19 protein-coding genes are annotated in these 25,170 nt (G+C 70.0%); 10 read left to right on the forward strand and 9 right to left on the reverse strand.

All coding sequences use genetic code 11. From position 1 onward, the window contains the following. Positions 1 to 13 precede the first annotated feature (13 nt). Positions 14 to 574 (reverse strand): pyridoxamine 5'-phosphate oxidase family protein, encoded by a 561-nt coding sequence (locus BUE48_RS07780; RefSeq protein ID WP_012851932.1) that lies wholly within the window; start codon positions 572 to 574, stop codon positions 14 to 16. Between the two features lie 96 nt (positions 575 to 670). On the opposite strand from BUE48_RS07780, the gene BUE48_RS07785 reads away from it, so the two are divergent. Together BUE48_RS07785 and BUE48_RS07790 are read left to right on the forward strand one after the other, a co-directional pair. Further along, on the forward strand, positions 671 to 2,038 hold the full coding sequence (locus BUE48_RS07785) for an FAD-binding oxidoreductase (protein ID WP_012851933.1): 1,368 nt from the start codon (positions 671 to 673) through the stop codon (positions 2,036 to 2,038). Positions 2,039 to 2,090: 52 nt separating this feature from the next. Beyond that, complete coding sequence (locus tag BUE48_RS07790; RefSeq protein WP_012851934.1) at positions 2,091 to 3,353, forward strand: SAM-dependent methyltransferase; 1,263 nt, start codon at positions 2,091 to 2,093, stop codon at positions 3,351 to 3,353. A gap of 285 nt (positions 3,354 to 3,638) precedes the next feature. On the opposite strand, the gene BUE48_RS07795 is transcribed toward BUE48_RS07790, so the two are convergent. The 4 genes from BUE48_RS07795 to BUE48_RS07810 form a co-directional block, all read right to left on the reverse strand. After that, positions 3,639 to 4,433 (reverse strand): hypothetical protein, encoded by a 795-nt coding sequence (locus tag BUE48_RS07795; RefSeq protein WP_286989493.1) that lies wholly within the window; start codon positions 4,431 to 4,433, stop codon positions 3,639 to 3,641. A gap of 32 nt (positions 4,434 to 4,465) precedes the next feature. After that, complete coding sequence (locus BUE48_RS07800) at positions 4,466 to 5,128, reverse strand: RNA polymerase sigma factor (RefSeq protein ID WP_012851936.1); 663 nt, start codon at positions 5,126 to 5,128, stop codon at positions 4,466 to 4,468. A 594-nt stretch (positions 5,129 to 5,722) separates the two neighbouring features. Then, entirely contained in the window at positions 5,723 to 6,142 is a 420-nt protein-coding gene (locus BUE48_RS07805) for a CBS domain-containing protein (RefSeq protein WP_012851937.1), read from the reverse strand. Positions 6,143 to 6,304: 162 nt separating this feature from the next. Continuing rightward, positions 6,305 to 7,681 (reverse strand): aspartate aminotransferase family protein, encoded by a 1,377-nt coding sequence (locus BUE48_RS07810; protein WP_012851938.1) that lies wholly within the window; start codon positions 7,679 to 7,681, stop codon positions 6,305 to 6,307. A 228-nt stretch (positions 7,682 to 7,909) separates the two neighbouring features. On the opposite strand from BUE48_RS07810, the gene BUE48_RS07815 reads away from it, so the two are divergent. Beyond that, positions 7,910 to 8,773, forward strand: a complete 864-nt coding sequence (locus BUE48_RS07815; RefSeq protein ID WP_012851939.1) for an alpha/beta fold hydrolase — start codon at positions 7,910 to 7,912, stop codon at positions 8,771 to 8,773. Positions 8,774 to 8,903: 130 nt separating this feature from the next. After that, positions 8,904 to 10,151 carry a cytochrome P450 gene (locus tag BUE48_RS07820; protein ID WP_012851940.1) on the forward strand — a complete coding sequence of 416 codons (1,248 nt, stop codon included), beginning with the start codon at positions 8,904 to 8,906 and terminating at the stop codon, positions 10,149 to 10,151. An 88-nt stretch (positions 10,152 to 10,239) separates the two neighbouring features. Here the strand turns inward: BUE48_RS07820 and BUE48_RS07825 are convergent, their stop codons facing one another. Next, positions 10,240 to 11,796: a long-chain-fatty-acid--CoA ligase gene (locus tag BUE48_RS07825; RefSeq protein ID WP_286989496.1), complete on the reverse strand. Its 1,557-nt coding sequence runs from the start codon at positions 11,794 to 11,796 to the stop codon at positions 10,240 to 10,242. A 344-nt stretch (positions 11,797 to 12,140) separates the two neighbouring features. Between BUE48_RS07825 and leuS the strand changes: the two genes are divergently transcribed. Further along, positions 12,141 to 14,657 (forward strand): leucine--tRNA ligase, encoded by a 2,517-nt coding sequence (leuS, locus tag BUE48_RS07830; protein WP_012851942.1) that lies wholly within the window; start codon positions 12,141 to 12,143, stop codon positions 14,655 to 14,657. 78 nt (positions 14,658 to 14,735) lie between these two features. On the opposite strand, the gene lexA is transcribed toward leuS, so the two are convergent. After that, positions 14,736 to 15,425, reverse strand: a complete 690-nt coding sequence (gene lexA / locus BUE48_RS07835; RefSeq protein ID WP_286989497.1) for a transcriptional repressor LexA — start codon at positions 15,423 to 15,425, stop codon at positions 14,736 to 14,738. 860 nt (positions 15,426 to 16,285) lie between these two features. On the opposite strand from lexA, the gene BUE48_RS07840 reads away from it, so the two are divergent. The 4 genes from BUE48_RS07840 to BUE48_RS07855 all read left to right on the forward strand — a co-directional run bounded on the left by BUE48_RS07840 (position 16,286) and on the right by BUE48_RS07855 (position 22,319). Beyond that, positions 16,286 to 16,450 (forward strand): hypothetical protein, encoded by a 165-nt coding sequence (locus BUE48_RS07840; RefSeq protein ID WP_286989499.1) that lies wholly within the window; start codon positions 16,286 to 16,288, stop codon positions 16,448 to 16,450. A 244-nt stretch (positions 16,451 to 16,694) separates the two neighbouring features. Beyond that, positions 16,695 to 17,168 carry a transcriptional regulator NrdR gene (nrdR, locus tag BUE48_RS07845; protein ID WP_012851945.1) on the forward strand — a complete coding sequence of 158 codons (474 nt, stop codon included), beginning with the start codon at positions 16,695 to 16,697 and terminating at the stop codon, positions 17,166 to 17,168. Between the two features lie 87 nt (positions 17,169 to 17,255). Then, on the forward strand, positions 17,256 to 21,368 hold the full coding sequence (locus BUE48_RS07850) for a vitamin B12-dependent ribonucleotide reductase (protein ID WP_286989502.1): 4,113 nt from the start codon (positions 17,256 to 17,258) through the stop codon (positions 21,366 to 21,368). A gap of 120 nt (positions 21,369 to 21,488) precedes the next feature. Next, on the forward strand, positions 21,489 to 22,319 hold the full coding sequence (locus BUE48_RS07855) for an aldo/keto reductase (protein ID WP_012851947.1): 831 nt from the start codon (positions 21,489 to 21,491) through the stop codon (positions 22,317 to 22,319). Positions 22,320 to 22,334: 15 nt separating this feature from the next. Here BUE48_RS07855 and BUE48_RS07860 read toward each other — a convergent pair whose 3' ends face one another. Then, complete coding sequence (locus BUE48_RS07860; RefSeq protein ID WP_286989514.1) at positions 22,335 to 23,054, reverse strand: DoxX family protein; 720 nt, start codon at positions 23,052 to 23,054, stop codon at positions 22,335 to 22,337. 138 nt (positions 23,055 to 23,192) lie between these two features. Between BUE48_RS07860 and BUE48_RS07865 the strand changes: the two genes are divergently transcribed. Continuing rightward, a complete protein-coding gene (locus BUE48_RS07865; RefSeq protein WP_286989516.1) occupies positions 23,193 to 24,398 on the forward strand; it encodes a TerD family protein in 1,206 nt (401 codons plus the stop codon). Positions 24,399 to 24,513: 115 nt separating this feature from the next. On the opposite strand, the gene BUE48_RS07870 is transcribed toward BUE48_RS07865, so the two are convergent. Then, a complete protein-coding gene (locus BUE48_RS07870; RefSeq protein ID WP_012851950.1) occupies positions 24,514 to 25,152 on the reverse strand; it encodes a hypothetical protein in 639 nt (212 codons plus the stop codon). Positions 25,153 to 25,170 lie beyond the last annotated feature (18 nt).

The following is a 25,170-nucleotide window of genomic DNA, read 5'->3' on the forward strand; positions in this document are numbered from 1 at the left end:
CGCGGGGCGGGGCTCAAGAGCCGGTGGGAGGGTCCAGGGCGGGCAGGCCGTCGATGCTGGTGGTGTTCTTCTCGCGGCGGTAGGCGGCGAAGTCCTCCGGGCTCTTGCGCCGTGACCAGTCTTTGAGATGCTCGCGGTCGCCGGCGAAGTCCATGTAGGGGACGCCGTAGCCGCAGGAGTCGGCGATGCGGTGCACGTCCACCACGATGATCGACCGCGCGCCCGGGATGTCGGAGGGGAAGAAGGACACCAGCGCGGGCCACTCGGCGGAGCCGGGGGTGACGACACGGCCGGTGCCGTACAGGCGCAGGATCTTCGGGGTGCGCTCAAAGGAGCAGAACATCACGGTGATCCGGCCGTTCTGCCGCAGGTGCGCGATGGTCTCCGCGCCGGAGCCGTGCATGTCCAGGTAGGCGACGGTGCGGTCGTCGATGACGGCGAAGGTGTCGCGGTATCCCTTGGGGGACACATTGATGTGACCGCCCTCCAGCGGGGCGGTGGCGACGAAGAACAACGGCTGCCGGGCGATGAAGGCACGCAGACGGTCATCGAGGCCGTCGTAAAGCTTCCCCATGATGCTCCCTTGACGGGCAATCTGTGACGACCATAACGGGAGAGCGCCTGGAACGGGCATGGGATGATCGGTTTACTGGTCACGGGAAGGGGCGCGATGTCACAGCTGGCGGTCACAGACCACCACGAGCGAGCGGTCGAGGCGCTGCGCAGGTCGTATGCGGCGATCCCGCCGGGCACACCGGTCCGCTTGGCCAAGCAGACCTCCAACCTGTTCCGCTTCCGCGAGCCGACGGCCGCGCCCGGCCTGGACGTGTCCGGCTTCAACCGGGTGCTGGCGGTGGACCCGGATGCGCGCACCGCCGACGTGCAGGGCATGACCACCTACGAGGACCTGGTCGACGCCACCCTGCCGCACGGGCTGATGCCGCTGGTGGTGCCCCAGCTCAAGACGATCACGCTGGGCGGGGCGGTGACCGGCCTGGGCATCGAGTCCACCTCCTTCCGCAACGGCCTGCCGCACGAGTCGGTGCTGGAGATGCAGATCATCACCGGCGCCGGCGAAGTGGTCACCGCCACCCCGGACGGGGAGCACTCCGACCTGTTCTGGGGCTTCCCCAACTCCTACGGGACGCTGGGGTACGCCCTGAAGCTGAAGATCGAACTGGAGCCGGTCAAGCCGTACGTCCGGCTGCGGCACCTGCGCTTCGACGACGCCGGCGAGTGCGCCGCCAAGCTCGCCGAGCTGAGCGAAAGCCGCGAGCACGAGGGCGATGAGGTGCACTTTTTGGACGGCACCTTCTTCGGGCCGCGCGAGATGTACCTGACGCTCGGCACGTTCACCGACACCGCCCCCTATGTGTCGGACTACACCGGGCAGCACATCTACTACCGGTCGATCCAGCAGCGGTCGATCGACTTTTTGACCATCCGCGACTACCTGTGGCGCTGGGACACCGACTGGTTCTGGTGCTCGCGCGCCCTGGGCGTGCAGAACCCGCTGATCCGGCGGGTGTGGCCGAAGAGCGCCAAGCGGTCGGATGTGTACCGCAAGCTGGTGGCCTACGAAAAGCGCTACCAGTTCAAGGCGCGCATCGACCGGTGGACGGGCAAGCCGCCGCGCGAGGACGTCATCCAGGACATCGAGGTGCCGGCAGAACGCCTGCCGGAGTTCCTGGAGTTCTTCCACGACAAGATCGGGATGAGCCCGGTGTGGCTGTGCCCGCTGCGGGCGCGCCACCGCTGGCCGCTGTACCCGCTCAAGCCCGGCGTCACCTACGTCAACGCCGGCTTCTGGGGGACGGTGCCGCTGCAGCCAGGGCAGATGCCCGAATACCACAACCGGCTGATCGAACGGAAGGTCGCCCAACTGGACGGCCACAAGTCTCTGTACTCGACGGCGTTCTACTCGCGTGAGGAGTTCTGGCGGCACTACGACGGGGAAACCTACCGGCGTCTGAAGGACACCTACGACCCCGACGCGCGCCTGCTCGACCTCTACGACAAGTGCGTGCGGGGACGCTGACCGGGGCGGCGGCGATGAAGACCCGCGGGGCGGGACGGACAGGAGGGAAGCGATGACGCTGGCCAAGGTCTTCGAGGAGCTGGTCGGGGCGGACGCCCCTGTGGAGCTCACCGCCTACGACGGATCGAGAGCCGGACGCCTGGGCAGTGATCTGCGGGTCCACGTGAAGTCGCCGTACGCGGTGTCCTACCTGGTGCACTCGCCGAGCGCGCTCGGGCTGGCCCGCGCGTACGTGGCCGGGCACCTGGACGCCTACGGCGACATGTACACGCTGCTGCGGGAGATGACGCAGCTGACCGAGGCACTGACGCCCAAGGCCCGGCTGCGGCTGCTGGCCGGTGTCCTGCAGGATCCGCTGCTGCGCGCGGCGGCCAGCCGCCGTCTGCCGCCCCCGCCGCAGGAGGTGCGGACCGGCCGCACCTCCTGGTTCCGGCACACCAAGCGGCGGGACGCCAAGGCCATCTCCCACCACTACGACGTGTCCAACACCTTCTATGAGTGGGTGCTGGGCCCGTCGATGACCTACACCTGCGCCTGTTTCCCCACCGAGGACGCCACCTTGGAGGAGGCGCAGTTCCACAAGCACGACCTGGTCGCCAAGAAGCTCGGGCTGCGGCCGGGCATGCGGCTGCTGGACGTGGGCTGCGGCTGGGGCGGCATGGTGATGCACGCCGCCAAGCACTACGGGGTGCGGGCGCTGGGCGTCACGCTGTCCAAGCAGCAGGCCGAGTGGGCGCAGAAGGCCATCGCCGAGGCGGGCCTGAGCGACCTGGCCGAGGTCCGCCACCAGGACTACCGGGACGTCACCGAGGGCGACTTCGACGCCATCAGCTCGATCGGCCTCACCGAGCACATCGGCAAGGCCAACCTGCCGTCCTACTTCGGCTTCCTGTACGGCAAGCTCAAGCCGGGCGGGCGGCTGCTCAACCACTGCATCACCCGGCCCGACAACACCCAGCCGGCCATGAAGAAGGACGGGTTCATCAACCGGTACGTCTTCCCCGACGGGGAGCTGGAGGGGCCCGGCTACCTGCAGACCCAGATGAACGACGCCGGTTTTGAGATCCGCCACCAGGAGAACCTGCGCGAGCACTACGCCCGCACCCTGGCCGGATGGTGCCGCAACCTCGATGAGCACTGGGACGAGGCGGTGGCCGAGGTCGGCGAGGGCACCGCGCGGGTGTGGCGGCTGTACATGGCCGGCAGCCGGCTCGGTTTCGAGCTCAACTGGATCCAGCTGCACCAGATCCTGGGCGTCAAGCTCGGCGAGCGCGGCGAGTCCCGCATGCCGTTGCGGCCCGACTGGGGCGTGTGACGGAATCGCGCTCCCGGCCGCCTGCATACGGGACGGCGCCGTGGCCTGCGGATGTCGGCGGAGCCGCCGTCTCGGGGCTTTGGCGGCCGGGTGCTGAAGGCCTCGGTGGGCCCGTGCGTCCCGGGACGCACGGGCCCACCGCCGGAGAGAAAGCCGGTGCGCTCGTCCTCCCGGAGGATCTCGGCGGAGCGCACCGGCCTCCGCGACCGGAGGGAATGACGAGATCCCCGGGACGCCGGCTTTGCTGAGCGGCCCGGCAAGGGGAGCGCGGCCGGACGGCGAGCGCTAATTCTGCTTGCCCGGATTTCCGCCGGCCGGGTTGCCGTTTCCCGGCTTCCCGCTTCTTGCACTGCCATTGCCGGCGTTGCCGTTGCCCGGGGCGCCCTTTCCTGACTCGGCCTTGCCCTTCCCCCGGCCGGGGTTGTTCTCAGGCCCTTTGCGGTTCGCGCCGTCGTCCTTGCCGGCGTTGTTCTTTCCGGCGGGGCCGGAAGGGGCGGAGGGCTTCAGCGCGAGCCGGCAGTAGCGGTCCACGTCACCGCCTGTTCGCGCGGACAGCGCGGCGAAGGCGGGGGAGCGGCGCGCGGCCTGCGGGTTGACCTTGGCGGCGCTGGTGTAGGCCCGGCACAGCCGCACCGTCTCAGGCGCGGCCGTCCCCGCGGCGGACGGCGCGGCCGAAGGGTCGGCCGAAACGGAGGGGGCCGTGGCGCTCTGGGACGGTGCGGCATGGATGCGGGGAGGGCCTGCGGGCGGCTCCCCCCGCCCGCCCGGTGACGGCATGCCGAGGACCGCGGGCAGGAAGACCGGCAGCACCGTGATCACCAGCGCCGCCGAGGCGAGCAGCAGCGGGGCGTGGCGGGCCGCGGCGCGGGCGGGGCGCGGCCCGCGGGCCCGTGCCCGGAAGGCCGCCACGGCGGCCTCCTCGCCGGCCAGTTCCGCCTCCGTGCCGGGCGCCGCGGCGGCCTGCAGCAGCCGGACCAGCGGGTCCGCCGACTCGGGGGCCGGTGACCGCGGACACGCCGAGGCGGCCTTGAGCATCCGCTCGGCGCTCTCGTGGTCGATCCGACGGTCGTCTGCGTTCATCTCATTCCCTCTGCCTCCACGGCCGGTGCGCATCACGGCTGCGGCGCGCCCGCCGCTTGCCGCCCGGAGCGCTCCCGGCCGAGGATCTCCGCGAGCCTGCGCAGCCCCCGGTGGGCGGAGGTGCGGACGGTGCCCGCCCGTTTGCCCAGCACCCGGCCCGCCGCCTTGGCGTCCAGGCCCACGACCACCCGCAGCAGCACCGCCTCGGCCTGGTCGCGCGGCAGTTGCGCGATGAGCGTGATGGCCGTCTCGGTGGACAGCCGCTCCAGCGCGTCGGTCTCGGCGTCGCGCACGCCGGCCGTCTCGGGGAGCTCCTCCACCGGCAGGCTCGTGCCGGGGCGGCGGCCGATCCTGCGCAGGTGATCGATGGCGCGGTTGCGGGCGATACGAGTGCACCAGCCGCGGAACCGGTCGTAGTCGCCGCGGAAGCCCTTCAGGTCCCTGGCGATCTGCAGCCAGGTGTCGGAGGCGACGTCGTCGGCGTCGGGACCGACCAGGATGCGCAGGTAGCGGAGCAGCCTGGGCTGGATGTCCCGGTAAAGCATCCGGAACGCCGTCTCATCTCCGTCGAGCGCCGCCTGCAGGGCCTCCTCGAGCTCCGCCTCTCCCGCCGCCTGGCCCCCCGGTTCTTCGGACAGGAGCGGACGCCCTTGGGAAGGCTCGGCCACAGGAAAGCGTTCCCGCGCGCCGTCCATGCGTAGATGATGCAGGGAACGGGGGTGTTGTAAGTGACGATTCAACGGATCAACCCGGATTATGTGTCCTTTTAATGGTGATTGATGCAGTATTTTCGGTTTATGTGATCTTGTGGGGTGTGCTCCGCCTGCGATGGCGCTCGGCGGGCCGCGGCCTCCGAACGCGGCGATCCTGCGATCGCATCCTGCGGAAACGGCTTTTCCGGGACTTCATTTCCGCAGGCCCGAAAGGGTGCGGCAACGGGACGGGGCAAGCGGCGGGCTTCCTTCCCCGGCATCTGGAATGGCGGGGGGATTTGAGTTCCCCGCCGGCGGCGGGGCGCCCGTGAACGCGGACGGGAGCGCGGGACGAACTTTTTCAACACATGATCTTGGGAGCCGGAGGCAGGAGCCCTGACGGTCATGACATTGCAGGTCACGGCATCGCCCTGACTCCAAGGCCCCGTACCCCTTGCGGGAACGCCGTGTTGAAAAGGGGTCAATGCGAACCGGGGCGGCGGGAACGCCCGCACCGGGCGGGCCTTCGGAGGCGCGGTCGCCGCAGAGCTGAGCCCGCCGTCGTGATGGCGGCGGGCTCGCGGCATCGCGGACGGCTCAGTGCGGGGTGAAGACCTTCTCGACGAACTCGGCGAGCTGGTCTTCGGGGAGTTTCTGGGCGAGGTCGGCCTCACTGATCATGCCGACCAGCCGCTTGTTCTCGATGACCGGAAGGCGCTTGATGCGGTGCCGGGTCATCTGGCGCACCGCCTCGGAGATGTCGGCGTCGGCGTCGATCCACTGCGGCGTGCCCTGGGCCAGCTCACTGGCGGTGACCTTGGACGGGTCGTGGCCGGCGGCGATGCACTTCACCACGATGTCGCGGTCGGTGATGATGCCCTGCAGCCGGTCGTCGTCGCCGCAGATCGGCAGGGCGCCCACGTCCAGCTCCCGCATCATCTGAGCGGCCCGGTCCAGCGTCTCGTGCGCGGGTATGCACTGCACACCCGCGTGCATGACGTCACGTGCCTTGGTCATATGAATCCCCCTTGTCACAGTGCGGCCGCGGTTGCGGCGCCTTGGACGTTCTCGTCGCGGCAGTCCTGATGCCCGGTTTGGGGGGATTCAAGCCTGCTGGTGTCGCCCGCCGCCGGGAAGGCGGTGGCCGTCCGCGCGCAGGACGGCCACCGCCTTCGCCGCCTACAGCCGGTTGCTGGCCTCCGACAGGACCGCGCGCAGGATCTGCTCCATCTCCTCGAAGTGGGAGCGGTCGCAGATCAGCGGCGGGGCGAGCTGGACGACCGGGTCGCCGCGGTCGTCGGCCCGGCAGTACAGCCCGGCCTCGAACAGCGCCTTGTCCACGAAGCCGCGCAGCAGCCGCTCGGACTCTTCGTCGGTGAAGCTCTCCTTGGTGGCCTTGTCCTTGACCAGCTCGATGCCGTAGAAGTAGCCGGCGCCGCGCACGTCCCCGACGATCGGCAGGTCCAGCAGCTTCTCCAGGGTGGAGCGGAAGAGGGCCTCGTTGCGCTGCACGTGGCCCAGCAGGTCCTCGCGTTCGAACAGGTCGAGGTTGGCCAGGGCCACCGCCGCCGACACCGGGTGCCCGCCGAAGGTGTAGCCGTGGGCGAACGTGGTGGTGCCCTTGCGGAACGGCTCGAACAGCCGGTCGGTCACCAGCATGCCGCCGAGCGGGGCGTAGCCGGAGGTGATGCCCTTGGCGAAGGTGATGATGTCGGGCTGGTAGTCATAGCGCTGCGCCCCGAACATGGTGCCCAGCCGCCCGTAGGCGCAGATCACCTCGTCGGAGACCAGCAGCACGTCGTAGCGGTCGCAGATCTCGCGGACCCGCTGGAAGTAGCCGGGCGGCGGGGGGAAGCAGCCGCCGGCGTTCTGCACCGGCTCCAGGAACACCGCCGCGACCGTGTCGGGGCCTTCGAAGAGAATCGCCTCTTCGATGCGGTCGGCGGCCCAGCGTCCGAACGCCTCGGGGTCGTCGCCGTGCACGGGGGCGCGGTAGATGTTGGTGTTGGGCACCCGGAACGCGCTGGGCACCAGCGGCTCGAACGGCGCCTTGATGGCGGGCAGCCCGGTCAGCGACAGCGCGCCCTGCGTGGTGCCGTGGTAGGCGATGGCCCGGCTGATCACCTTGTGCTTGGTGGGCTTGCCGGTGAGCTTGAAGTACTGCTTGGCCAGTTTCCAGGCGCTCTCCACCGCCTCGCCGCCGCCGGTGGTGAAGAAGACCCGGTTCAGCTCGCCGGGGGCCAGCGCCGCCAGCCGTTCGGCCAGCTCGATCGCCTTGGGGTGGGCGTAGGACCACAGGGGGAAGAAGGCCAGTTCGGCGGCCTGCTTGGCGGCGGCCTGCGCCAGTTCCTGGCGGCCGTGCCCCACCTGGGTGGTGAACAGGCCGGCCAGGCCGTCCAGGTAGCGCTTGCCCTTGTCGTCATAGACGTAGGGGCCGTCGCCGCGCACGATCACCGGGACCTCGCCGCCGTCGATGAGCGAGGAGTGCCGCGTGAAGTGCATCCACAGGTGATCGCGGGCTGCGCTCTGCAGGGGGTCCTGCGTGGGGTCCGTCATCACTCTTCCTCAGGCTGGTGCGGGCAGAGCAGGCAATCGCCACGCTGCGATTGATCCAGTTGTGCAGCTTGTCGATGGCAACTGATTCGCGTGACTTATGGGCTTTCAGCCACGATATTCGAAGTCGGAATCTTTGCCTAGTGTCCGGAAGGTCCGGATGTCTACCGAATGACGCTCGGTCGGCGGTAACGTCGCGGTCGGTCCCTGATCACGCGAACGGAGATGGGCATGGACACGATCAAGGCGAACGGGCTGGAGTTCGGCTACCTGGCGCAGGGCCCCGCCGACGGGCCGCTGGCGCTGTGCCTGCACGGCTTCCCCGACTCCGCGCACACCTGGCGGCACCTGCTGCCGGCGCTGGCCGCCGCCGGCTACCGCGCGGTCGCCCCGTTCATGCGCGGTTACGCCCCCACATCGGTGCCGGCGGACGGCGCCTACCAGACCGGGGCGCTGGGGGCGGACGCCAACGCCCTGCACGAGGCGCTGGGCGGCGGCCCGGACGCGGTGCTGATCGGGCACGACTGGGGCGCCGCGGCGACCTATGCCGCGATCGCCCAGGCCCCCGAGCGCTGGCGGCGCGCGGTCACCCTGGCGCTGCCGCCCGTGCCCGCCCTGCTGGCCGGCTTTCTGACCTACGAGCAGCTCAAGCGCTCGTTCTACATCTTCGTGTTCCAGACGCCGCTGGCGGAGATGGCGCTGAACCGCTCGTTCGTCGAAGGGCTGTGGCGGGACTGGTCGCCCGGCTACGACGCCGCCGAGGACGTCGAGCACGTCATGGAGTGCCTGGCCACCCCCGACAACATCGCCGCCGCGATCGGCTACTACCGGGCCATGCTCGACCCGTCCCGCCACCTGCCGGCCTACGCCGCCGCCCAGGAGGCGGCCGAGCGGCGGGGGGAGCGGCCCATCCGTTATCTGCACGGCACCGGCGACGGCTGCCTGGGCGCCGACATCACCGGCGGCGCCGCGGGCGTCCTGCCCCACCTGCCGCCGGGCTCGCAGGTGGACTTCGTCGAGGGCGCCGGCCACTTCCTGCACCTGGAACGGCCGGATGAGGTGAACGCGCTGATCCTGGACTGGCTGAGCCGCTGAGGGCATCCGCCCGGCCGGAATGGTGATCGTTGTCGCCCCCGAAGGTTTCGGCGAGGGACTGGTGCAGGGGCGGTTTACTTTGGCAGGATGAATGTAAACCGAATGAGGTTCTAGTTCTAGGGATCACTCCATGATCGAGGCAGCCGAAATCAACCTCACCGACTGGGACTTCTGGAAGCGCCCCCGGCCGGAACGCTATGAGGCCTTCCGCGTCCTGCGCCGGCAGGAGACCCTCCCGCGCTTCCCGGAGCCCCAGGTCGCCGGCCTGCCCACCGGGCCGGGCTACTACGCGGTCACCCGGCACGCCGACGTGGTCGAGGCCTCCCGCCGGCCCAAGGACTTCTGCTCCGGGCAGGGCGCCATCAGCATCCCGGACATGCCGACCGAGCTCAACGAGTACTTCGGCTCCATGATCAACATGGACGACCCGCGGCACGCCCGGCTGCGCCGGATCGTCTCCCGGGCCTTCACCCCCCGGATGATCCAGCGCTTTGAGGACCACGTCGAGGACGTGGCCGCGCGGATCGTGGCGCGGGTCCGCGACGGCGGCACCGGCGAGTTCGTCTCCGACGTGGCCGCCCGGCTGCCGCTGACGATCATCTGCGAGCTGATGGGCATCCCCGACGCCCACTACCAGACCGTCCTGGACGCCAGCAACACCATCCTGGCCGGCGCCGACCCCGAGTACGTCGAGGACGTCACCGACTACGAGAAGATGGCCACGGGGCTGCTGAACGCCGGGCAGACCCTCATCAACATCATGGAGGAGCTGGCCCGCGACCGCCGCGCCAACCCCACCGACGACCTGACCTCCGCCCTGGTCAACGCCAACATCGACGGCGAGTCGCTGACCGACCAGGAACTGGGCTCCTTCTTCATCCTGCTGGCGGTGGCCGGCAACGAGACCACCCGCAACGCCATCGCCCACGGCCTGCACCTGTTCACCACCCACCCCGACCAGCGCGCCCTGCTGGCCGAGGACTTCGAGGGCCGCATCGCCGGCGCGGTGGAGGAGATCGTCCGCTACGCCTCCCCGGTCATCTGGATGCGCCGCACCGCCACCTGCGACACCACCCTCAACGGGCACGAGATCAAGGCCGGCGACAAGCTGCTGCTGTACTACGCCTCGGCCAACCGCGACGAGACGGTCTTCGACGACCCCGACCGCTTCGACATCCTGCGCTCGCCCAACCCGCACGTGGGCTTCGGCGGCCCCGGCCCGCACTTCTGCCTGGGCGCCCACCTGGCCCGCCGCGAGGTCACCGTGATGTTCCGCGAGCTGTTCCGCCAGGTGCCGACCATCCGCGCGGCCGGCGAGCCGGAGTGGCTGCTGTCGAACTTCGTCAACGGCATCAAGCGCCTGCCCTACGAGATCTGACGCCCCGCCCCGCGGAAGGGGCGCCGACGACCGACAGGGCCCGCCCGGTGCCGACCGGGCGGGCCCTGTGGCCTTCGTCAGGCCGCGCTCAGCGCAGCTCGCGCTTGAGGATCTTGCCGGTGGCGGTCATCGGCAGCTCGTCGCGGAACTCCACGATGCGCGGGTACTTGTAGTTGGCCAGCTGCTCCTTGCTCCAGGCGATCAGCTCCTCCTCGGTGATCGTGGCGCCGGGGGTGCGGATCACGTACGCCTTGATCTCCTCGCCGTGGGAGTCGTGCGGCACGCCCACCACCGCGGCCAGCGAGACCTGCGGGTGGGTCATCAGGACCTCTTCGATCTCGCGCGGGTAGACGTTGTAACCGCCGCGGATGATCATGTCCTTGGAGCGGTCGATGATGTAGTAGTAGCCGTCCTCGTCGCGGCGGGCGATGTCACCGGTGCGGAACCAGCCGTCCTTGATCGCCCAGGCGGTGGCCTCCGGCCGCTTGTAGTAGCCCTTCATCACGTTCGGGCCGCGCACCGCGATCTCCCCGGGGCCCTCGCCCTCGATGGTCTTCCACTCGTCCTCGGAGTGGGGGTCGATGAGCTTCATCTCCACGCCCCACACCGGCAGCCCGATCGAGCCCGGCTTGGTGGGCCGGTCCGGACGGTTGAACGAGCACACCGGGGAGGTCTCCGACAGGCCGTAGCCCTCCAGGATGTCGACGCCGAACTTGTCCTTGATGCCCTTGAGGACCTCCATCGGCAGCGCCGCGCCGCCGGAGACCGCCACCCGCAGGTTCTCCCGGATGGCCGCCACGTCCTCCGGGGAGGTCTCGTCGGTCAGCAGCGCCCACCACATGGTCGGCACCCCGGCGAACTGGGTGACCTTCTCCTTGACCATCAGCTGGATGGCGCCCTTGGGCTCAAAGCGCGGCATCAGCACCAGCGTGGCCCGCCGGTAGAAGCCGACGTTCATCACGCAGGTCTGCCCGAAGATGTGGAACAGCGGCAGCGTCACCAAGAAGACGTCGTCCGGGGACCGCTCAAAGAGCGTGTCGGCCACCATCGTGTTGGTCAGCAGGTTGCTGTGGGTGAGCTCGGCGCCCTTGGGCTGGCCGGTGGTGCCGCTGGTGTAGAGCACCACGGCGGTGTCCTCGGGCTTGGTGACCACCGTCTCGAAGGTCTTGGGCTGGTCGCCGATGGCCGCCCAGAACAGCTCGGCCCCCTCGATGGGGGACTCGGTGACGTCCAGCCCGGTCGGCAGCAGGAAGAAGTGCTCGCAGGTGGGGACCTCGGCAAAGCCCGCCCAGCCCGTCTCGCTCAGCGGCAGCTCGGGGGTGCCCTGGAAGCAGAAGTAGGCCTTGGCCTCCGAGTCGGTCAGGTGGTAGGCGATCTCGCGCTGCTTGAGCAGCACGTTCAGCGGGACGACCACCGCCCCCGCCTTCAGCGCCCCGAAATAGATCATCGGGAAGTAGGGCAGGTTCGGCGAGGAGATGGCGATCTTGTCGCCCGGCTTGATCCCCCGGGAGACCAGCAGGTTCGCCACCTGGTTGGCGACCTGGTCGATGAACGAGTACGACAGCCGCATGTCCCCGAAGACCACGGCGTGGCGGTCCGGCGTCTCCCGCGCGGCGTCCTCGAGCAGAACCGACAGGTTGAGCATGGTACTCCTCGCGAAATGACCCACCAGGGGCCACGTAGGGGCAATCTGTGATGTGTGCTACTCATCCTGTCTCACTGATCCCCGCCCCCGCTAGCCACAAGTAACCACTTATGGGCGGATGAACAGCGTTCTCGCCGCGAGACCTTGCCGCTGCGCTAGTCTTGATGTATGCGAGTGCGCCTGCTTCTCGGCCCGTCGCGCTGACCCGATCGTCGGCGCGGCGTCCCCTCCTGCGTGAGGGGTCTCTTCATGTATGGGGCCCCGAGCCAAAGCAGATGCGAAGCCGCCGGCAAACCCGTACGGCACCTCGTACACCCGTTACCGAAAGACCGGAGTCGACGACCGTGAGCACCGACGAGAACACCCGCCAGGCGTCGGGGAGCACAGCCGGGGCGCAGCCCGCGGACTCCTACGACCCGCGGGCGGTGCAGGAGAAGTGGCAGGCCCGCTGGGCGGAGATGGACCCCTACCGGGCCGAGGAGTCCGACGACGACCCCCGCGAGCGGCGCTATGCCCTCGACATGTTCCCCTACCCCTCCGGTGACCTGCACATGGGGCACGCCGAGGCGTTCGCCATCGGCGACGTGGTCGCCCGCTACTGGTTCCAGCGCGGCTACAACGTGCTGCACCCCATCGGCTGGGACTCCTTCGGGCTGCCCGCCGAGAACGCCGCCATCAAGCGCAACGAGCACCCGGCCAAGTGGACCTACGCCAACATCGAGACGCAGGCCGCCTCGTTCCGCCGCTACGCCCCCTCCTTCGACTGGTCCCGCCGGCTGCACACCTCCGACCCCGAGTACTACAAGTGGACCCAGTGGCTGTTCCTGCGCTTCTATGAGCGGGGGCTGGCCTACCGCAAGGGCGGCCAGGTCAACTGGTGCCCCAACGACCAGACCGTGCTGGCCAACGAGCAGGTCGTCGGCGGGCACTGCGAGCGCTGCGGCGCCCTGGTCGAGCGGCGCACCCTGACCCAGTGGTACTTCCGCATCACCGAGTACGCCGACCGGCTGCTGGAGGACATGAAGCAGCTGGAGGGCAAGTGGCCCGAGCGGGTGCTGGTGATGCAGCGCAACTGGATCGGCCGCTCCACCGGCGCCGACGTCGACTTCGTCATCGAGGGCCGCAAGGAGCCCGTCACCGTCTTCACCACCCGCCCCGACACCCTGTACGGGGCCACCTTCTTCGTGGTCGCCGCCGACGCCCCGCTGGCCGATGAGATCTGCGCCCCCGAGCAGCGGGCCGAGTTCGAGGCCTACCGCGAGCAGGTCTCCCGCGAAAGCGAGATCGACCGGCTGTCGACCGAACGGGAGAAGACCGGCGTCTTCCTGGGCCGCTACGCCATCAACCCGGTCAACGGCGAACGCATCCCGATCTGGGCCTCCGACTACGTGCTGGCCGAGTACGGGCACGGGGCGATCATGGCCGTCCCCGCCCACGACCAGCGCGACCTGGACTTCGCCCGCAAGTTCGGCCTGCCGGTGCGCGTGGTGGTCGACACCGGCGAAGAGGACCCCGCCGTCACCGGCGTGGCCACCCCCGGCGACGGCCGGCTGATCAACTCCGGCCCGCTCAACGGGCTGAACAAAGCCGAGGCCATCAAGAAGATCATCCAGATCCTGGAAGAGAAGGGCCTGGGCAAGGCGGCGGTGAACTACCGGCTGCGCGACTGGCTGGTCTCCCGCCAGCGGTTCTGGGGCTGCCCCATCCCGATCATCCACTGCCCCTCCTGCGGCGAGGTGCCCGTCCCGGACGAGGACCTGCCGGTCACGCTGCCCGACAACCTGCGCGGCGCGGACCTGGCCCCCAAGGGCACCTCCCCGCTGGCCGCCGCCACCGACTGGGTCAACGTGTCCTGCCCCAAGTGCGGAGGCGCCGCCAAGCGCGACTCCGACACCATGGACACCTTCGTCGACTCCTCCTGGTACTACTTCCGGTACTGCTCGCCCGACTACACCGAAGGCCCCTTCGACGTCGAGCAGGTCCGCAAGTGGATGCCGGTCGACCAGTACACCGGCGGCGTCGAGCACGCCATCCTGCACCTGCTCTACAGCCGGTTCTTCACCAAGGTGCTGCATGACATGGGCATGGTGGACTTCACCGAGCCCTTCACCCGGCTGCTCAACCAGGGCCAGGTGATCCTGAACGGCAAGGCGATGTCCAAGTCCACCGGCAACCTGGTCGACCTGGGCGAGCAGATCGCCGAGCACGGCGTGGACGTGGTCCGGCTGGCCATGCTGTTCTCCGGCCCGCCCGAGGACGACATCGACTGGGCCGATGTCTCCCCGGGCGCCATGACCAAGTTCCTGGGCCGGGTGCACCGCATCGCCGCCGAGACCGCCGCCCCCGTCGGCGCCGACCCCGCCACCGGCGACGTCGCGCTGCGGCGGGTCACCCACCGGACCATCGACGAGGTCACCACCCTGGTCGAGGCCTACCGCTTCAACGTCGCCATCGCCCGGATCATGGAGCTGGTCTCGGCCACCCGCCGCGCCATCGACTCCGGCCCCGGCGCCGCCGACCCGGCCGTCCGGGAGGCCGCCGAGACCATCGCGGTGCTGCTGTCGCTGTTCGCCCCCTACACCGCCGAGGAGGCCTGGGAGCTGCTGGGCCGCCAGGCCCCGGTCGCCAAGGCCGGCTGGCCGAGCGCCGACCCGGCCCTGCTGGTGGAGGAGGAGGTCACCTGCGTGGTCCAGGTCGCCGGCAAGGTCCGCGACCGGCTGCAGGTCTCCCCGTCCATCTCCGAGGAGGAACTGGAGCGCCTGGCGCTGGCCTCCGAGAAGGTCACCGCGGCGCTGGGCGGCGCCGGCATCCGCAAGGTCATCGTCCGCGCCCCCAAGATCGTCAACATCGTCCCGGCCTGACGACGGACGGCCTGGGCGCCGCCTTCGGGTGGCGCCCAGGCCGTCTGAGCGTGTTACGCCGGTGGTGCGGCCCGGCGGTCAGATCTTGCGCAGCACGGCCACCACCCGGCCCAGGATGGTCGCCTCGTCGCCGGGGATGGGGTCGTAGGCCTTGTTCTGCGGCATCAGCCAGATGTGGCCGTCCTTGCGCTTGAACGTCTTGACGGTGGCCTCCCCGTCGATCATCGCCGCGACGATGTCGCCGTTTTCGGCCACCGGCTGCTGGCGGACCACCACCCAGTCGCCGTCGGCGATGGCCGCCTCGATCATCGAGTCGCCGGAGACCTGCAGCAGGAAGTGGGTGCCCTCGCCGACCAGCTGCCGGGGCAGCGCGAACACATCCTCCACGCTCTCTTCGGCCAGGATGGGGCCGCCGGCCGCGATCCGGCCGACCAGCGGCACCATGGCCGCCTTCGGCGCCGCCTCGGCCCCCTCGGCGGACGCCGCCGCGCCGGCCGCCCGCACCGGGGCGCCCTCCGGCATCCGCACCTCCACCGCGCGCGGCCGGTTCGGGTCGCGCCGCAGGTAGCCCTTGCGCTGCAGGGTGCGCAACTGGTGGGACACGCTGGAGGTGCTGGTCAGCCCCACCGCCTCACCGATCTCCCGCATCGAGGGGGGATAGCCGCGCCGCTGCACCGAATCCCGGATGACCTCCAGTACCATGCGTTGGCGCTGGGTGAGACCGCTGTCGTCCATCGGCCCGTCGGGCAGCTGCCGGACCTTGCTCATCGCTCGACCGCCTCCTGGCGCTGGACGTGGCGGCCTGACCGACGCGCCACTGGTACGGGACCCTCACTCCTTCGCTGTTATGGCACGTTAGCGCGGATCCCGCTGCTGATCAAACAACTGTTCGAAAAAAGTCGGCGTGTCCTCCTCGCCCCGCGCCGGGCCCATGCGATACAAATCGCACATCCGTTCGATCGAACTTTCATTCGAATCACTCGATCGGAGGCCAGCCGATGGCGAGCCCGTCCCCGACACCCCGCCCCCGCCGAGCCCTCCTCACCCGCAAGCACCTCACCCTCATTCCCTGCGGCACCGACGAGCTCCCACCCGAGCTTTTGACCTCCATCCGTCCGGACTCCCCAAAGCCCCGCCGACGAGGCGACGCCCTCCAGGCGCCGGGCCGTCAGAGCCCTCCCGGCCGCGGCCTGACCCGCGGCTCCTTTCGCCCCGACGTCCCGACGCGCCGAGAGCCGCCCGGCCGGAGCATCGCCCGCGGCGAGCCGGCCCGCCGGAACTCTCCCGGGGCGGACCCGGCTCACGGCCCATCCCGCCGCGGCGCGACGAGCCCCGGCCTGGCGCGCCGGCGGCCGTCCGGGCGAGACACCGCCCGCGGCGAGCCGGAACACGCCCCCGAACGCCGGCAGCCGTTCGAAGGGAAACCGGCCCGGGGCCTCCCGGGCCCCGACATGAGGCGCCCGCAGCCGCTCAGGCGGCGCGTCGCCCGTGACGGGACGGTGCATCGCGGCTCTCCCACGGGCGGCCCGTACCGCAGGCGCTCGCCCGCCCACGGCAGGGCGGGAGGCGCCCCGGCGGGCGGCCGGCCGTCCCGGGACAGAAGACGCCGGGACCCCGCCGCCGGGCCGGTGCGGCTGACCCGGCGCGGCAAGGGCGCGGTCACCCTCGCCGTGGCCGCCTTGACCCTGGGGGCGTTCTGGCTCGGCACCGAGCAGGGCGCCCGAGCCGACCACGTCACAGACCCCTCCCCGCACTCCCAGGCCGTCCCCGTGAACCACGGCCGAACCCCCTGAGACGGCCCCGCCCGCAAGAGCGGGCCTCCCGCTACCGCCTACCCGGCCCGCACGCCGACGCGACACGCCGAGGCCGGCGGACATGACCTCCTGTGATCAGCGCTACTGGCGCCCGCAGGCCGGTTCAGGTTGCGCAGCCCTCCGCCGAGCCCCTACGGTTGACCACAACATCTAGTAATTACACCGATGTGATTATCCACAGGTTGTGGTCACACGGCGGTCTGTCAGGGGAGGTCGACACAGGGTGCACTGCCCGTTCTGCCGCAACCCCGACAGCCGGGTGATCGACAGCAGGTCCGTCGAGGACGGCACGGCCATCCGGCGCCGCCGGTCCTGCCCCCAGTGCGGGAAGCGCTTCACCACCCAGGAGACCGTGCTCCAGATGGTGGCCAAGCGCAGCGGGGTCACCGAACCCTTCTCCCGGGAAAAGATCATCGCGGGGGTGCGCAGGGCCTGCCAGGGCCGGCCCGTGAGCGAGGACGCCCTGGCCAGGCTGGGCCACCAGGTGGAGGAGGCGATCCGGGCCACCGGGCTCGCCGAGATCCCCTCCCATGAGATCGGCCTGGCCATCTTGGGACCGCTGCGGGAACTCGACGAGGTCGCCTACCTGCGCTTCGCCTCCGTCTACCGGGGGTTTGAGTCGCTGGAGGACTTCGAGCGGGAAATCCAGTCGTTGCGCGCCGCCGCCAAGGAGCGGCGCGAGCAGCACGACGACTGAACCGGCCTCGGCCGGCGGATGAGCCGGCCTTCTGACAACGTTCATCCTGTTATGGGCTCCGCCATGGGCCTGGAGGGGGATAGAGTCATGACCGAAACAGTGAGCGGCTCGGCGCCCAGGCGCGGCAAGCGCAAAGGGCTCAAGATCGAGCGCATCTTCACCACTCCCGGCGTGCACCCGTACGACGAGGTCACCTGGGAACGCCGGGACGTCGTCATGACCAACTGGCGCGACGGCTCGATCAACTTCGAACAGCGCGGCGTGGAATTCCCCGACTTCTGGTCGGTCAACGCCGTCAACATCGTCACCTCCAAGTACTTCCGCGGAGCCGTCGGCACGCCCGAGCGCGAGTGGAGCCTCAAGCAGCTGGTCGACCGGGTCGTCAAGGTCTACGTCGACACCGGCAAGGCCCACGGCTACTTCGCCTCCGACGAAGACGCCGAGATCTTCGACCACGAGCTCAAATACGCCCTCATCCACCAGATCTTCAGCTTCAACTCGCCCGTCTGGTTCAACGTCGGCACCAAATCCCCCTGGCAGGTCAGCGCCTGCTTCATCCTGTCCGTGGACGACACCATGGAGTCGATCCTGGACTGGTACAAGGAAGAGGGGATCATCTTCAAAGGCGGCTCCGGCGCCGGCCTGAACCTCTCCCGCATCCGCTCCAGCAAGGAACTGCTGTCCTCCGGCGGCACCGCCAGCGGCCCGGTCTCCTTCATGCGCGGCGCCGACGCCTCCGCCGGCACCATCAAGTCCGGCGGCGCCACCCGCCGCGCCGCCAAGATGGTCGTCCTCGACGTCGACCACCCCGACATCGAGGAATTCATCTGGACCAAGGCCCGCGAAGAAGACAAGATCCGCGCGCTGCGGGACGCCGGCTTCGACATGGACCTGGGCGGCAAGGACATCACCAGCGTCCAGTACCAGAACGCCAACAACTCCGTCCGCGTCTCCGACGAATTCATGCGCGCCGTCGAAAACGACGAGGAATTCGGCTTGCGCGCCCGCCTCACCGGCGAGGTCATCGAGACCGTCAGGGCCCGCGACCTGTTCCGCGCCATGGCTCAGGCCGCCTGGGAATGCGCCGACCCGGGAATCCAGTACGACGACACCATCAACGACTGGCACACCAACCCCGAAACAGGGCGCATCACGGCAAGTAACCCTTGCTCGGAGTACATGAGCCTTGACAATTCCTCGTGCAACCTGGCATCCATCAACCTGCTGAAATTCCTGCGCGAGGACGACACCTTCGATATCACGCGGTTCGTCAAGCTCACCGAGCTGATCATCACCGCGATGGATATCTCCATCACCTTCGCCGACTTCCCGACCGAGAAGATCGCCGAGACCACCCGGGCCTACCGGCAGCTGGGCATCGGCTACGCCAACCTGGGCGCCTTGCTGATGGCCACCGGGCACGCCTACGACTCCGAGGGCGGGCGGTCGCTGGCGGCCGCGATCACCTCGCTGATGACCGCCACCGCCTACCGCCGCTCCGCCGAGCTGGCCGGCATCGTCGGCGCCTACGACGGGTACGCCCGCAACGCCGAGGCGCACAAGCGGGTGATGCGCAAGCACGCCGCCGCCAACGACCAGCTCCGCCCCCTGGAGGAGATGGACAAGGCCATTCACGCCGAGGCCACCAGGCAGTGGTCCCAGTGCCTGGCCCTCGGTGAGAAGAACGGCTACCGCAACGCCCAGGCCAGCCTGCTCGCGCCCACCGGCTGCCTGACCGGGGAGACCCTCGTCACCACCGACCGGGGACTGACCAGGCTGTCGGAGATCGGCGACGTCTACGGCGACCGGTGGCAGGACCTGGACATGACGGTTTCCACCGACGCCGGTCCCCGGCGGGCGACCAAGTTCTTCGTCAACGGCGAGGAGCCGACCCGGCTGATCCGCACCGAGGGCGGCTACACCATCCAGGGCACCCTCACCCACCGGGTCAAGGTCGTGGACGAGCGCTCCGGCGAGTGGGTGTGGAAGCGCCTGGCGGACATCGAGCCGGGGGACCTGGTGCCGATGCAGCTGGGCACGCTGGTCGGGGAGTCCCGCCGGGTGCCGCTGCCCGTCCTCGACCAGGCCTACTACACCGACGACCGGACGATCACGGTGCCGGATGCCGTCACCGAGGAGCTGGCCGAGCTGGTCGGGTACTTCATGGGGGACGGGAGCCTGCACGCCAAGGGCATCCGGCTGTGCGTCCCCGACACCGACCTCGACGTCGCCGACCGCCTCGGCATCCTGGCCAAGGAGCTGTTCAACCTGCAGCCGGTGGTGCGGCAGGCCGAGGGCTACCGGGAGCTGACGCTGCAGTCGGTGCGGCTGGCCCGCTGGTGGCGGGCGGCCGGTTTCGCCAAGGACCTGCCGGGCGTCGACCACGCCGGCAAGGGCTGGACGCCGCGAGTGCCCTCGGCGATCCTGGAGACCAACGACCCGGCGATCTACAGCGCGTTCCTGCGCGGCCTGTTCGAGGCGGACGGCACCGTGGCCGAAGGCGTGCCGAGCCTGTCGACCTCTTCGGAGTCCTTCGCCGGGGAGATCCGGACGCTGCTGCTGGCGCTGGGCATGGTCACCACCACCCGCCGGACCGCCAGCGGCTTCGGCGGCCCGGTCTTCCAGGTGCGGCTGCGCAACACCGATCACGCGCTGCGCTTTGAGGAGATCGTCGGCTTCATCGGCGAACGCAAGGCCAGGCTCGTGGTTCAGCTGGAGCCGGCCCGGTCGGCCAAGGAGGACTACGTCGTCCTGCCGCGCCCGGTCTGGGAAGAGCTGGTGCCGGCCGGGCACCGCTCGCGCGACGCGGTGCTGCAGTCGCTCAGGAAGACCGGCGGGGTCGCCCGGATGCTCGCCCAGGAAATCTTCCAGGAGACGCTCGACGAGCGGCTCCAGCACGCTCTGGGTTATGCGTTCGAGCGGGTCGCAGAAAATGCCGACGGCGGAATCCAGCCGACCTATGACCTGTCGGTTCCCGACAACGTCACTTACGTCGCCAACGGCATGGTGAGTCACAACACCATCGGCTTGATGATGGACTGTGACACCACCGGGATCGAGCCCGACCTGGCCTTGAAGAAATTCAAGAAGCTGGTCGGCGGCGGGTCGATGGAGATCGTCAACCACACCGTCCCGCGGGCGCTGCGCAAGCTGGGCTACCAGCAGGAGCAGGTGGAGGCCATCGTCGAATACATCTCCGAGCACGGGCACGTGGTGGACGCGCCCGGCCTGCGCCCCGAACACTATGAGGTGTTCGACTGCGCGATGGGCGAGCGGGCGATCAGCCCCATGGGCCACATCCGGATGATGGCCGCGGTCCAGCCGTTCCTGAGCGGGGCCATCAGCAAGACCGTGAACATGCCCGAGCACGCCACCGTCGAAGACGTCGAGAAGGTGTACTTCGAGGGGTGGAAGATGGGCCTGAAGGCCCTGGCGATTTACCGGGACAACTGCAAGGTCGGGCAGCCGCTGTCGGCGGCCGGGAAAAAGAAGAAGGAAAAGGAGGAGGCCAAGGGCGAGGCGGCGCCGGTGCCCACGCGGCCGGTGCGGCGGCGGCTGCCCAAGCAGCGGCCGGCGACGGTGACGCGGTTCTCGGTGGCCGGGGCCGAGGGGTACATGACGGCCTCCACCTACCCCGACGACGGGCTGGGGGAGGTGTTCCTCAAGCTCGGCAAGCAGGGGTCGACGCTGGCCGGGGTGATGGACGCCTTCTCGATGGCGATCTCCATCAGCCTCCAGTACGGGGTGCCGCTGGAGACGTGGGTGGAGAAGTTCACCAACATGCGCTTTGAGCCGGCCGGGATGACCGACGACCCCGACATCCGGATGGCCACGTCGGTGATGGACTACATCTTCCGGCGGCTGGCGCTGGACCACCTGCCGTATGAGAAGCGAGCCGAGCTGGGCATCTTCACCGCCGAGGAGCGGGCGATGCAGGCCAACGGGGAGGACCCGGCCACGCTGCACACCGACGAGCAGGTGGCGCGGGAGACGCTGGCGCAGAGCGCCGAGATCGACCGGCCGCACGCTCCGGCGGGACGGCCCGCCGAGCCGCAGGGCCCGTCGGCGAACGTGATCGAAAGCCGGCAGGGCCGCACCGCCGAGGACGCGCCGCTGTGCATGACCTGCGGGACGAAGATGCGTCCGGCCGGCAGCTGCTACGTGTGCGAAGGCTGCGGCTCCACCAGCGGCTGCAGCTGAGCGGTTCTGCGCGGTGGCGAACGCACCGGGGGCGGGATGCCCGGCATCCCGCCCCCGGTGCGTCGCCGGTTCCGGCCACCGGCGGCGTGGGCGTGGGACGGCGGGGTAGGAGTGGTCGACATGACCGTTCCTGACATCACCCTCAACAACGGCGTGCGGATGCCGCAGCTGGGTTTCGGGGTGTTCCAGATCCCCGACGACGAGGCCGAGCAGGCGGTGGCGACGGCGCTGCGGGTCGGCTACCGCAGCATCGACACCGCGGCGATATACCGCAACGAACGGGGCGTCGGCCGCGCCCTGCGCGCGTCGGGGGTGCCGCGCGAGGAGGTGTTCATCACCACCAAGCTGTGGAACTCCCAGCACGACTACGACGCGGCGCTGGCGGCCTTCGACAAGAGCATGGCGCGGCTCGGCCTGGACGTGCTGGACCTGTACCTGATCCACTGGCCGGTGCCCGCGCAGAACAAGTACCTGGAGGCCTGGCGGGCGCTGCGGCGGCTGCAGGAAGAGGGACGGGTGCGCGCCATCGGGGTGTCCAACTTCACCGTCGAGGCGCTGACCAGGGTGATCGAGGACTCCGGGGTGGTGCCGGCCGTCAACCAGATCGAGCTGCACCCCCGCCTGGCGCAGGCGGAGCTGCGGGCCTTCCACGCCGAGCACGGCATCGCCACCGAGGCGTGGGGGCCGCTGGGCCAGGGCAAGGGGCTGCTGGAGGACCCGGTGCCGGCCCGGCTGGCCGCCAAGCACGGCAGGACTCCCGCCCAGGTGGTGCTGCGCTGGCATCTTCAGCTGGGCAACATCGTGATCCCCAAGTCGGTGACGCCGTCGCGGATCGCCGAGAACTTCCAGGTGTTCGACTTCGAGCTCGACGAGGAGGACATGGCCGAGATCGCCACGATGGACGTGGGGGAGCGCCTGGGGTTCGATCCGGCCACGATGAACATCACCTGAGGGCCGGGGCGCGGGTCAGGCGCCGGGGTCGTCGCGCGGTTTGCGCCGCCCGGCCACGAACACATCGTCCGGGCCGGTGCCCTCGATGATCTCGGAGGCCGGGCGGGGCCGGGCGGCCGGTTCGCCGCCGGGGGCGGGCTCGGCGTCCGGTGCGTCCGGTTGCTTCTTTGAGCGGCCTTTGGCGGGCGGGCGTTTGCCGCGGGTTTCGGGCGGCTGCGGCTCGTCCCGCGGCGGCGGGGCGGGTTCCGGCTCGGGCGGGGGCGGCTGTGGCGCGTCCACCGGGCCGGGGGCGGCGCGGCGCCGGGAGAACAGGCGGTGGTCCAGGGAGATGCGCCCGCCGCCGCCCGCGGCGAACAGCAGGCTCGCCGCGCCCAGCGCCAGCACGAGTTCGAAACCGCCCCGGGCCGTGCCCGTGCCCTGGTCGACCAGGAAGAGCCCGTTGCCGGCGTGGACGAACACCAGCGCCCCGGCCATGTCCGCAAACAGCAGCGCGCCGGCGATCGGCAGGCCGAGCCCGGCGATCAGGGCCAGGCCGCCCAGCAGTTCGGTGAACGTGGCGTAGATGGCGGCGGCGGTCGGCGCCGGCACGTCCATCTGCGCGAAAGAGCGGCTGGTGGCGATGATGCCCACCTGGATCTTCTGCCAGCCGTGGGCCAGGAAGACGATTCCGACGCCGACCCGGGCCGTCAGCGCGGCGACGTCGTACAGCCGGTCGTGCAGCGGCCGAGTGCGCATGGCCGTCAGTTCCCTTCGTGCCTGCCGGGGGTGATCCGACGCCGCCCGGACCGGCGTCTCCATGCATCCGAAAGCGAAAACATAACGCTATCGGACTTGCCGTTTTAAGTTGCTTTTCATGAGCTTAAGTTGGGTTTCATGAGTATGCCCAAGGGCGCCAACGTCCCGGTGCCGGTTCCCGTCGTCCGGGTCGAGATGGGATGGACGCAGGGCCCGGGAGTGCCCGACGCGGACATCTCGGCATTGCTGCTGGCGGCGGGCAGGGTCCGCGGCGACGACGATTTCGTGTTCTACAACCAGCCGCGGCATCCGTCCGGGGCGGTACGGCATGAGGGAAAGCGGCGGGGTTCGCTCTGCCGGGACGTGCTGTGGGTGGATCTGATGCGGGTCGAACCGCAGATCGAGACCATCGTGATCGCCGCCTCCGCCGACGGCGGCGCCTTCGCCCGGTTCCACGGGCTGCATGTGCGGGTGCTGGATGCCTCCAACGGCGCCGAGGTGGCGCGTTTCGACTGCACCGGCGCCACCACGGAGACGGCGCTCGTGCTGGGCGAGCTGTACCGCAGGCGGGGCGTCTGGAAGTTCCGGGCCGTCGGGCAGGGCTACGACACCGGCCTGGCGGGGCTGGCCACGGATTTCGGCATCACGGTGGACGATGCGCCCGGCCCGCCTCCGCCCCCCGCCGCGCAGCCCCCGGTGCGGCCGGCCGGCCTCGGCAAGATCTCGCTGACCAAGGACGCTCCCGCGGTCTCGCTGACCAAGCAGGGCGCCACCGCCGGCAACATGCGGGTCAATCTGGTCTGGAAGGCCCGTCCCGGGGCGGCCAGGGGGCCGCTGGGCAAACTCCGCCGCGGCATCGACCTGGATCTGGACCTGTGCTGCCTGTGGGAGCTGACCGACGGCAGAAAAGGCATCGTCCACGCCATCGGTGATTTCGGCTCGCTGCACCGCCCGCCCTACATCCAGCTCGACCGCGATGACCGCATCGGCGGCAGCGACACCGGCGAGAATTTGACGATCAATTTGGATCATGCCGCCGAGTTCCGGCGGATCCTGGTCTTCGCCGAGATCTACGACGGTGCCCCGGACTTCCGGGGGGTGGAGGCCACCGCGACCTTGTATCCGGTCGGTTCACCGCCGATCGAGATGAGGATAAGCGGCTGCCGCGACGGCTCCCGCGACGTCGTCTTGGCGTTGATCGAGAACGTGGGCGGGGAGCTGGTGGTTCGCCGGGAGGGCCGTTTCATCCGGCCGCCGCCGGGCCGTCCCCGCTGGGGCAAGGTGGAGGTCGACCGCGCCTACGGCTGGGGCCTGCGGTGGGTGGCGACCCGCGGTAAGGACTGAACCCGCCCGGCCGCAGGCGAACCGGGCGGGTTCGCCTGCGGCCGGGCGCTTCTCAGAAGAAGACGGTCATCGATTGCGAAGCGGAGTGTTCATCGGGCGGTTTGCGGGGTAGTTGTCATTTGCCGTTCTTGACGATGGCGTCGGCGAGCTTCTCGTCGTGGCGGACGCGGACCAGCGCGACCGCGAAACGCGCCAGGTCCTTGTCGGGCACCAGGTCGGCCAGGCGTTTGGGATCGGTGGGCAGGCCGAGCCGCTCGGCGCCCGCGCGGGCCTGCTCATCGAAGTAGGGGCGCAGCCATGGCCAGATGGCCTGGGCCTCCCGGCAGAAGGCGTCCACCCCGGCGGGGCCGAATCCGGGGAACTCCTGCAGCAGCTCGGCGGCCCGGACCCGGTCGCGTCCGCTGTCGCGGGCCAGCCGCCGCAGGTCTCCGTCGTATTTGTGCTGCGCCAGCTCGGCGGTGTCGCTCAGCCGGGTGGGGGCGCTTTCGTCGTGGCGCATGCAGCGGTCCCGGCCCAGCGCGTCCACCAGGTCCTGCCAGGACATGCGCGCCAGGCCGCGTGCCGTGCCGCCTCCGGCGGCGAACAGCTCCCGGGCGGAGGCCACCGCGATGTCGGCGGGGATGCGGGAGCTGAGCAGACTGCTGAGGACCAGCAGCTTGAACAGGGCCGGCGGCTGGTCCTTCACCACGACCCCGGCCTCTTCGGCGTAGGTCCGCCCGGCCTCGCGCAGCAACTTTTTGACAACGGCGTCCATCACACGCACCTCCGTATG

The sequence above is a fragment of the Thermomonospora sp. CIF 1 genome (assembly GCF_001896795.1).
Lineage (GTDB): Bacteria > Actinomycetota > Actinomycetes > Streptosporangiales > Streptosporangiaceae > Thermomonospora > Thermomonospora curvata.